The organism is Haloactinopolyspora sp. (assembly GCF_027324685.1).
Taxonomy (GTDB): Bacteria; Actinomycetota; Actinomycetes; order Jiangellales; family Jiangellaceae; genus Haloactinopolyspora.
Genome location: NZ_DAHVSH010000101.1, coordinates 1 through 9,217 on the forward strand (window position 1 = coordinate 1; position 9,217 = coordinate 9,217).

General features: G+C 67.4%; 9 protein-coding genes, 1 tRNA gene and 1 other RNA gene. 8 read left to right on the plus strand and 3 right to left on the minus strand.

Features of this window, described 5'->3' with window-relative positions:
• On the minus strand, positions 1 to 213 hold a 213-nt coding region (locus tag M6444_RS11565), incomplete at its 3' end, for a trehalase-like domain-containing protein (RefSeq protein WP_298327176.1).
• A 167-nt stretch (positions 214 to 380) separates the two neighbouring features.
• On the opposite strand from M6444_RS11565, the gene M6444_RS11570 reads away from it, so the two are divergent.
• Positions 381 to 1,226, plus strand: coding sequence for an SAM-dependent methyltransferase (locus tag M6444_RS11570; RefSeq protein ID WP_298327179.1), 846 nt, complete (start codon positions 381 to 383; stop codon positions 1,224 to 1,226).
• Between the two features lie 117 nt (positions 1,227 to 1,343).
• Here the strand turns inward: M6444_RS11570 and M6444_RS11575 are convergent.
• Positions 1,344 to 1,431: transfer RNA gene (locus tag M6444_RS11575), tRNA-Ser, on the minus strand.
• Positions 1,432 to 1,514: 83 nt separating this feature from the next.
• Here M6444_RS11575 and ffs point away from each other — a divergent pair.
• The 7 genes from ffs (at position 1,515) to M6444_RS11610 (ending at position 7,791) form a co-directional block, all read left to right on the plus strand.
• An RNA gene (gene ffs / locus M6444_RS11580) (signal recognition particle sRNA small type) lies at positions 1,515 to 1,611 on the plus strand.
• Positions 1,612 to 1,699: 88 nt separating this feature from the next.
• Positions 1,700 to 3,604 carry a DNA polymerase III subunit gamma and tau gene (locus M6444_RS11585; protein ID WP_298327181.1) on the plus strand — a complete coding sequence of 635 codons (1,905 nt, stop codon included), beginning with the start codon at positions 1,700 to 1,702 and terminating at the stop codon, positions 3,602 to 3,604.
• Positions 3,605 to 3,703: 99 nt separating this feature from the next.
• A complete protein-coding gene (locus tag M6444_RS11590) occupies positions 3,704 to 4,153 on the plus strand; it encodes a YbaB/EbfC family nucleoid-associated protein (protein ID WP_298327184.1) in 450 nt (149 codons plus the stop codon).
• A gap of 12 nt (positions 4,154 to 4,165) precedes the next feature.
• Entirely contained in the window at positions 4,166 to 4,765 is a 600-nt protein-coding gene (recR, locus tag M6444_RS11595; protein ID WP_298327188.1) for a recombination mediator RecR, read from the plus strand.
• Positions 4,758 to 5,360 carry a DUF5063 domain-containing protein gene (locus M6444_RS11600; protein ID WP_298327191.1) on the plus strand — a complete coding sequence of 201 codons (603 nt, stop codon included), beginning with the start codon at positions 4,758 to 4,760 and terminating at the stop codon, positions 5,358 to 5,360. The genes recR and M6444_RS11600 overlap by 8 nt, the downstream gene beginning before the upstream one ends.
• A 92-nt stretch (positions 5,361 to 5,452) precedes the next feature.
• Positions 5,453 to 6,730 carry an aspartate kinase gene (locus tag M6444_RS11605; protein WP_298327193.1) on the plus strand — a complete coding sequence of 426 codons (1,278 nt, stop codon included), beginning with the start codon at positions 5,453 to 5,455 and terminating at the stop codon, positions 6,728 to 6,730.
• Positions 6,727 to 7,791, plus strand: coding sequence for an aspartate-semialdehyde dehydrogenase (locus tag M6444_RS11610; protein ID WP_298327195.1), 1,065 nt, complete (start codon positions 6,727 to 6,729; stop codon positions 7,789 to 7,791). Before M6444_RS11605 ends, M6444_RS11610 begins: the two co-directional genes overlap by 4 nt.
• A 1,228-nt stretch (positions 7,792 to 9,019) precedes the next feature.
• On the opposite strand, the gene M6444_RS11615 is transcribed toward M6444_RS11610, so the two are convergent.
• Positions 9,020 to 9,217: GatB/YqeY domain-containing protein (locus M6444_RS11615; protein WP_298327197.1), on the minus strand; the 198-nt coding region annotated here is incomplete at its 5' end.

Below are 9,217 nucleotides of genomic sequence, written 5' to 3' on the forward strand. Positions count from 1 at the left end.
GGGGAAGTACAACTGCTTGGTGGTGAAGATCATCTGGCTCGGCCGGATCCAGAAATGACCACCGCGCTGCTGGTCGAGCAGGGCACCGAAGATGCTGGGCGAGTCGAACCTCGGCGCGCAGAACCAGTCGATCGATCCGTCTGTGCTCACGAGGGCGGCGGTCTGCAGATCGCCGATGAGGCCGTGATCGGCGATGGGCGGGTAGTCGGCCATGACCATGCTCCATCCGCGTGCCTGCAGGAGTGAACCCAACGTGCGGGCAACGCGCCGCGCGCACATCACCCCTAGGGGGTGAGGCTCGGGTTCCATCAGCGGGTTCGATGTGCCGAGCATCGGCGCGCCGGCTAGATCCGTGGGTCTGAAACTGGTAATTAGTTGAAGTGACAGCTCACATAGAACCCAGTCAGACTGCCCTGTTCGCCGCCGCTGCCCGTGCTGCGCATGCGCACGTGGACGCAGAGCCGCACATCCTGATCGACGAAGTCGCTGAGCGCCTCTGCCGTGCGCAGGGGCATTCCCCGCTCGACTACCAATTAGCGCATCCGGAGGCAGCGGTTCTCGCTGCGGCTCGGTTGTCCGCTTGTGCGCGGTCTCGCTACGCGGAGGCCGTGCTCTCGAGGATGGGCGCAGATCAGATTGTCGTGGTCGGCGCCGGACTCGACACCATCGGTCATCGACGTCCACAGCCGCGTCCTGACCAGGTATGGCTCGTCGACCGGGCAGGTGTGCTGGCCTGGCGCGCTCAGCTCTTCGATGAGGCAGGCCTGGCCGACGAGGCCCGCTACGTCTCCGCCGACTTGGAAGACGGATTCGATCTTCGCGGACTCGAGGCTGCGGGTCTGGAGTTGAGCCGACCTGTCAGCGTGGTCTGGCTGGGTGTGAGCATGTACCTGACACCCGACCTGTGTCGACGATTCTTCGCCGAGCTCGCAGATCTTGCCGAGGGGTCGTCGCTCGTCTTCGATTACCACGTGGCGCCTGAGTTACGTGACGATGCGGGGCGCGAGTTCGCGGACGCGGTTGCCGCCGTTGCAGGTCGTGGCGGTGAGCCGTGGCGATGCTCGGCGAGCTCAGAGCTCGTCACGGGCTGGCTCGCCGACAACGGGTGGCGAGTCGAGGACGAGATCGATGAGGCGATGGTGACCTCAGCCGGGTTCTTCGACCAGCAGGAATTCTTGTCACCGATGAGGCTGGTTCGACTGGTTCATGCCAGAAATCAGCGGTAGTCCGTCCTGGACGGCGTCGAAGGTCTGGTCGACGGTCCGCCCGGGGCGGCCAGGGCGGACCGTCGAGTTGCCGACATTGGTGATGTGACCGCTGCTGACGGGTCGCCCTGGTGAGCGTGGCGGAGGATGCGGGATTCGAACCCGCGAGGGGTTGCCCCCAACACGCTTTCCAAGCGTGCGCCATAGGCCACTAGGCGAATCCTCCGCGTAGAGGTTAACGGACGACGAGGCGATGGTCGAAATCGAGGCCGGTTTGCATCGCGTGCCGGGCGGACACGTAGACTGACAGCCGACCCCTCGCGCGGCGGTATCCCGCCTAACTCCCCCAGGGCCGGAAGGCAGCAAGGGTACGTGGGCTCTGCCGGGTGCGCGAGGGGTCCCTTCTTGTTCGCCGGGTTGTCGGCGCGGCTGATCTATGACCCGGAGACGACTGCGGATGTGCGGTGTCGGCGTGGACGACTAAGGTTCGCAAGGTGTCGTCGCTAGCGCTCTACCGCACGTACCGCCCGGGCACCTTCGCCGACGTGGTGGGGCAGGAGCATGTCACCGAGCCCCTCATCCGGGCGTTGTCCAATGACCGCGTCCACCACGCGTACCTGTTCTCCGGTCCGCGTGGCTGCGGCAAGACGTCGTCGGCCCGCATCCTCGCGAGGTCTCTCAACTGCGCGGAGGGACCGACGCCCGAGCCGTGCGGGACGTGCCAGTCGTGCACCGACCTGGCTCCCAACGGGCCCGGCAACATCGACGTCGTCGAACTCGACGCCGCCACGCACGGCTTGGTCGACGACGCTCGTGACTTGCGTGAGAAGGCGCATTTCGCGCCCGTGTCGTCCCGCTTCAAGATCTACATCATCGACGAGGCGCATCAGCTCGGTCCCGGCGCAGCCAACGCGTTGCTCAAGCTGATCGAGGAACCGCCGGCGCACCTGAAGTTCATCTTCGCCACCACGGCGCCGGACAAGATCATCGGAACCATCCGCTCCCGGACCCATCACTATCCGTTCCGCCTCATCCCGGCCAAGGTGCTACAGCAAAACCTCGCCTGGATCTGCGAGCAGGAAGGGGTGCCGATCGAGCCCGCGGCGCTGGCGCTGGTCGCCCGGGCCGGAGCCGGGTCCGCGCGCGACGCGCAGTCGGTGTTGGGTCAGCTCATCGCCGGGGCCGGCGAGGACGGTGTCAGCTACGAGCTGGCGGTGGGGTTGCTCGGCTTCACCGACGCCGCGTTGCTCGACCAGGTCGTCGAAGCCATCGCTGCAGGTGATGGCGGCTCGGTGTTCGCGGCGATCGACCGCGTCATGGACTCCGGTCACGACCCGCGCCGGTTCCTGACCGACCTGCTGGAACGGTTCCGTGACCTGATCGTCCTGCGCGCGGCGCCGAATGCCGCCGAGACCGGGCTGCTGGACGTGCCACCGGACCAAGTCGAGCGGATGATCGGCCAGACCTCTCGGTTGGGGCCGTCGGATCTGATCCGCCTGGCTGCGGTCGTCGACGAAGGCATCACCGCCATGAAGGGCGCGACGCCGACGCGGTTGCAGCTCGAGCTCGTCTGTGCCCGGCTGCTCCTCCCCGGGGCTGACGATTCCGTCTCCGGGGTACAGGCGCGTCTCGACCGCGTCGAGCGCCGTCTCGCCGGTGGTGGCGAACCCGCTGCCGCAGCCGAAGCCGGTGAATCGCAGCCGCCACCAGCGTCCGCCCGACCCGAGCCGACGCCGGAGCCGGCGGAACCCGCCCCCGCCGCTCCTGAACCCGCACCCGCCGCTCCTGAACCCGCACCCCGACCTGCCGCAGACCCCACGCCGCAGTCCGCCGCGGAGCCGGCGTCCGGTGGCGTGGCTGACGTCCGGCGGATGTGGCCGGAAGTCCTGGTGCGTCTTCGCGAAATCAAGCGGACCCCTTGGAGCTTGATCTCGCAGGAGTCCACCGTGGCCGACGTGTCCGACGGTGTGCTCACGCTCGCCTTCCGCAAACCCACCCTGCGCGACACGTTCGCGCGCCGCGAGGACTTCCAGGCCTGTCTGCAGCAGGCGATCAAGGAAGTGCTCCTGCTCGATCTGCGGATCAACGCCATCGTCGACCCGTCCGCCGACCCTGGCCGGCAGGCGCCGCCGGCAGCCGACAGCCCGCCTCCACCGGCGGCCGATTCCGGGCCGATCGGCGGCAAGAACGGCGGCTCGGCCGCTACTCCGGCCCCGCCGGACTCGCCGGGTGCACCGCCGCCGCGCACGGAGGCGCCGGCCGCACCGACGGCATATTCCGCCGACGATTCCGGTGCCGATCCCGACGACGCCGACCTCGACGATTCGGGCCTGACCGAGCGCCAGTTGCTCGAGCGCACGCTCGGCGCCACGGTCATCGAAGAGATCGAGCACGAATAGCGGTCGGCGGGGTCGGTTCGGCCCCGGCCGTGCCGTAGGCTCGCAGTGACATCGTCCGCGAGTGCCCGCGACGCAGACGCCTGTCCGAGGAGGCATGTGGTGTTCCCGCCCGGAAACGAAGGCATCGACATGGGGCGCCTGCTTCAGCAGGCCCAGCAGATGCAGCAACAGCTCATGTCTGCCCAGCAGGACATCAGCGAGTCCGAGGCCACCGGTTCGGCCGGTGGGGGATTGGTGCAGGCCACGGTCACCGGCACCGGCGAGCTGACGAATCTGCAGATAGATCGCTCCGTCGTCGACCCCGACGACGTCGACACCTTGGCTGACCTCATCATCGCCGCGGTCCGCGACGCTCACGCGAAGATCCAGCGCCGGGCTGAGGAGCAGATGGGTGCGCTCAACGCCGATGTCGCGGGCCTGCTCGGCGGGACCGGGGGCGACCCGTCCCAGCTGGCTGGGTTGTTCGGCGGCGCGACAGCTGGCCAGCTGCCCGATTCCGAGGCCGACGACGACTCCGACGACGGGCCCGCCCGCGGCCCCGGCTCTTGACCGGGGGCACCCGTGTACGAAGGCGTCGTCCAGAATCTCATCGACGAGCTCGGGCGGCTTCCCGGCGTCGGGCCCAAGAGTGCCCAGCGCATCGCGTTTCACCTCCTGGCCGCAGACGTCGACGATGTTCGCCGGCTCGTCTCGGCCCTGACCGAGGTCAAAGACAAGGTCAGGTTCTGCACCACCTGCGGCAACGTCGCCGAGGACGAACAGTGCCGCATCTGCCTCGACCAGCGTCGCGATCCGGCGATCCTGTGCGTGGTCGAGGAGCCGAAGGACGTCGTCGCCATCGAGCGCACTCGCGAGTTCCGCGGCCGCTACCACGTGCTCGGCGGCGCGATCAGTCCGATCGAGGGGATCGGCCCGGACGAGCTGCGCGTACGTGAGCTCATGACCCGGCTGGCCGACGGCACTGTCACCGAGCTCATCCTCGCGACCGACCCCAACCTCGAGGGCGAGGCCACCGCGACATATCTCGCCCGGATGATCAAGCCAATGGGCTTGCGCGTGACGCGTCTGGCCAGTGGACTGCCAGTAGGCGGCGACCTCGAGTACGCGGACGAGGTCACTTTGGGGCGGGCGTTCGAGGGTCGGAGGTTGCTTGATGTCTAGTACTGAGACGAGGTCCACAGGGCCCGGTGCGGCCGACGACTACACCGATCTGGCGGCCGAGATCGCTGACCAGATCCAGAGTTTCCTGGTCGCCATCCGCGAGATCGCCCGCGGCGAGAACCCCGACACGACGCTGTCCATGTTGCTGCTCGAGGTCAGTCAGCTCTGCCTGGCCGGCGGTCGGCTGGGCGCCATCAGCGACGTCGTCCCCGTCGAACGGTTCGAGCCGGATGCGGGCCCGGATCCCGACGTCGACGAGTTGCGTGAGCGGATCGCCGGCCTGCTCGATCCGGTCGACGCCTACGTGGAGGTCGTCGACCCGGTGGACCCCGCCCGCGGAGCCACCGGCTTCCGCCTGTCCGACGACCTCGCCAGTATCGCCTCCGACCTGCTGCACGGCCTGTCGCACTACCGGGACGGCCGGGTGGTCGAGGCGCTGTGGTGGTGGCAGTTCTCCTACCTGTCCTCGTGGGGTTCGAGCTGCGGAGCAGCGTTGCGGGCGCTGCACTCGTTGATCGCGCATACCCGCCTCGACCATCACGACGAAGCCATCGACGTGCTGGAAGGCCCGCTACCAGCGCAAGCCGAACTCTGAGGCGGGCGTTCCGAGATCCGGACGACTCGGGGTATGGCGCCCGGTTCGCCTAGACTGCCAAGGGCAGTGAAACGTCGTGGGAGGAGTGTGCCGTGAGTCTGGTCGTCCAGAAGTACGGTGGATCCTCTGTTGCTGACGCCGACGCGGTGAAGCGGGTCGCCAGGCGCATCGTCGCCACGAAGAAGGAAGGCCACGAAGTGGTCGTCATCGTCTCCGCGATGGGCGATACCACTGACGAACTGCTCGATCTCGCCAAGCAGGTCTCGCCGCTGCCTTCCGGCCGCGAACTCGACATGCTGCTGACCGCGGGCGAGCGGATGTCCATGGCGTTGCTGGCCATGGCCATCGGCGACCTCGGTCACGAGGCCCGGTCGTTCACCGGCAGCCAAGCCGGGGTCATCACCGACTCGGTACACGGCCGCGCCCGCATCATCGACGTGACACCAGGCCGGATCCGGCAGGCACTCGACAGCGGTGCCATCGCCATCGTCGCCGGGTTCCAGGGCGTCAGCCAGAACAGCAAGGACGTCACCACCCTCGGCCGCGGCGGCTCCGACACCACTGCGGTTGCCCTGGCCGCGGCGCTCGAGGCCGATGTGTGCGAGATCTACACCGACGTCGACGGCGTCTTCACCGCCGATCCGCGCATCGTCGCCAACGCTCGGCGGGTTCCGCGGATCACCTACGAAGAGATGCTCGAGATGGCGGCCTGCGGCGCGAAGATTCTGCACCTGCGCTGCGTCGAATACGCGCGACGCTATGGCATGCCGATTCACGTGCGCTCCAGCTTCTCCACGTTCGACGGCACGTGGGTGTCCAGCCCGACCGAGGAAAGTGATCAGCCCGACATGGAACAACCGATCATCTCCGGGGTCGCACACGACCGCAGCGAGGCCAAGATCACCGTGGTAGGGGTTCCCGACAAGGTCGGCGAGGCCGCCACGATCTTCCGTTCGGTGGCCGATGCCGACGTCAACATCGACATGATCGTCCAGAACGTCTCCGCGGTCGACACCAACCGAACCGACATCTCGTTCACGCTTCCGTCCACCGACGGCCGCAAGGGTGTCGAGGCGCTGACCGCCATTCAGCAGACCGTCGGGTTCGAGTCGCTGCGCTACGACGACGGCATCGGCAAGGTCTCACTCATCGGTGTCGGTATGCGCAGCCACCCGGGCGTGAGCGCGACGTTCTTCAGCGCCTTGGCTGACGCCGGTGTCAACATCGAGATGATCTCCACCTCGGAGATCCGGATCTCGGTCGTGGTCCGAAGCGAAGACGTCGACACCGCAGTAGGTGCCCTTCACCGGGCGTTCGATCTCGATTCAGAGCAGGTAGAAGCGGTCGTGTACGGAGGAACAGGCCGATGAGCGAGCGTAACGGTCCCACCCTGGCCCTCGTGGGAGCGACGGGAGCGGTCGGCACGGTGATGCGCGACATCCTCTCCACCCGCCAGGACGTGTGGGGTGAGATCCGGCTCATCGCGTCGGCGCGCTCGGCCGGGCGCCGGTTGCTGGTCCGGGGCGAGGAAGTCGAGGTTCGCGAGCTGTCGGCGGAGGTGTTCGACGGCGTCGACGTCGCGATGTTCGACGTCCCCGATGAGGTCTCCGCGGAATGGGCGTCCGTGGCCGCCGAGCGTGGTGCCGTGGTGATCGACAACTCCGGTGCTTTCCGGATGGATCCCGACGTCCCGCTGGTGGTGCCGGAAGTCAACGCTCGGATGGCCCGCCAGCGCCCGAAGGGCATCATCGCGAACGCGAACTGCACCACGCTGTCGATGATCGTCGCGCTGGGCGCGCTGCATGCCGAGTACGGACTCGTGGAGCTGTCGGCGGCGTCGTACCAGGCGGCGTCGGGCGCCGGCCAGAGCGGTATCGACACGCTGCACGATCAGCTGAGCAAGGTGGCGGGCAATCGCGAACTCGGGACGCATCCGGGTGATGTGCGCCGGGTCATCGGTTCTGAGCTGGGTCCGTTCCCGGCGCCGCTGGCGCTGAACGTCGTGCCGTGGGCGGGGTCGTTGAAGGACGACGGCTGGAGCTCGGAAGAGCTGAAGATCCGGAACGAGGCGCGCAAGATCCTCGATCGCCCGGAGTTGAAGGTCTCGGCTACGTGTGTGCGCGTCCCGGTGGTGACCACTCATTCGGTCGCCATCCACGCGACGTTCGAACGTGAGGTGGACGCGGATCGCGCGTCGGAGATCCTGCGGGACGCACCAGGTGTCGTCCTGTACGACGACCCGTCGCGGGGCGAGTTCCCCACGCCGGCCGACGTCGTCGGCACCGACCCCACGTGGGTCGGCCGGGTCCGGAGGTCGCTGGACGACCCCCGCTCCCTCGACCTCTTCGTGTGCGGTGACAACCTCCGCAAGGGGGCGGCGCTGAACACGGCGCAGATCGCGGAGCTGGTGGCCGAGGAACTCGCCGCGTGATCGTTGGCGCAAACCGGTGCCTATGGCAACCAGAATGCGCCAACGATCACCGAGCTAATCCGGCCCGGTAGGCAGCGACGATCTCCGCAAGGACGATCGGCGGCTCGGTGCGGAGTCGCCGAGGTGATACCGGGTACACCGTCCAGCCCAAGGACGCCAACATGGCTCGCCGTTGCTCTGTGCGTTCCGGAGCGTCGCCGTAGCGGTGCCACTGCACGGAGTCGACTTCGACGATGAGCCTGGCTTCGGGCCAGCAGGCATCAGGGATGACGTTGGGTTGCCCGGGGAGCGGCAGATTCCAGCGTGCTTCTGGGAGCTCATCAGACGACGTGACCAAGTCACGTAACTCACATTCTGGCGCTGAGCGGCAACCCGCAACGGCGTCAGCAATGGCTCGACGGGCCAGCATCGAGCCTTGTTGAGGTGCGTGCTCGAGTTCATCGACGAGTTCTGCGGGGGACACCTTGCCTCGTTGTACGGCTTCACACACCAGGGCGCGGACATCTTGAAGGGCTCGACCATAAACCAACGCCACGCCTGGCGGTCGAGGCAACGGCGTCCCGTTGGCACGGCGCGGTATGGATTGCGCAGTGCGTAGCCCGACGCACAACGCGGCGTCCAGCACCGCTCGCGGTGTTGGTGCGAGCGAGATCGGCGTTCGACGCTGGCGCTCGTGTGGAGTTGAAGCGGGCGGTGTCCACAACTGTGCTGAGGGCATTCGAGTCGTCCGGCGCACCCTGACGAATCCGGTGGCTTTACGGCGGAAACCGGTCGGGCCCAGCAACATGATGCCGTCTTCGGCCGGTACGTAACGCAAGCCAGCTGCCCGGCACGTGACGTTTCCGGTCACCAGTGCGCGGCCACGGCCGTAAAGCCATGCAGCGCGGATTCGATGGGTCTCGGTCACCGGGCCGGAGAATGCGGCGAAGACACCCGGAAGCAGTTCTTGCCACGCCTGTGATTCGAGGGCATGCCGGATGGCAGCTCGGCTGATGCCGGCCGCGGCTGCTTGGGTGCGGCTCACAACGCCGTCCTGGCTGGCAAGAACTGCGGAGATGTCTGAAAGGCGCATGCGCCCAATTTCTGCGATGCTGTCTCAGACATGCCGCCGCACGACGTCGAATGTGGAAATCTGGGCAGGTTGATCGGTCTTGTGGATGACTCCAGCGCGTGATCGTTGGCGCAAACCGGTGCCTATGGCAACCAGAATGCGCCAACGATCACCGAGCTAGGCGAGGCGCGCTTTGACCGCAGCCGCCACGGCGCTGCCTTCAGCACGGCCACGGACCTGGGGCTGCACGATCTTCATGACCCGGCCCATGTCGCGCGGCGACGAAGCGCCGGTCTCGGCAATGGCGGCGTCGATGATCTGCTCGAGTTCCGCCTCGGACAGGGGCTCGGGCAGGTACTCGGCGATGACAGCAGC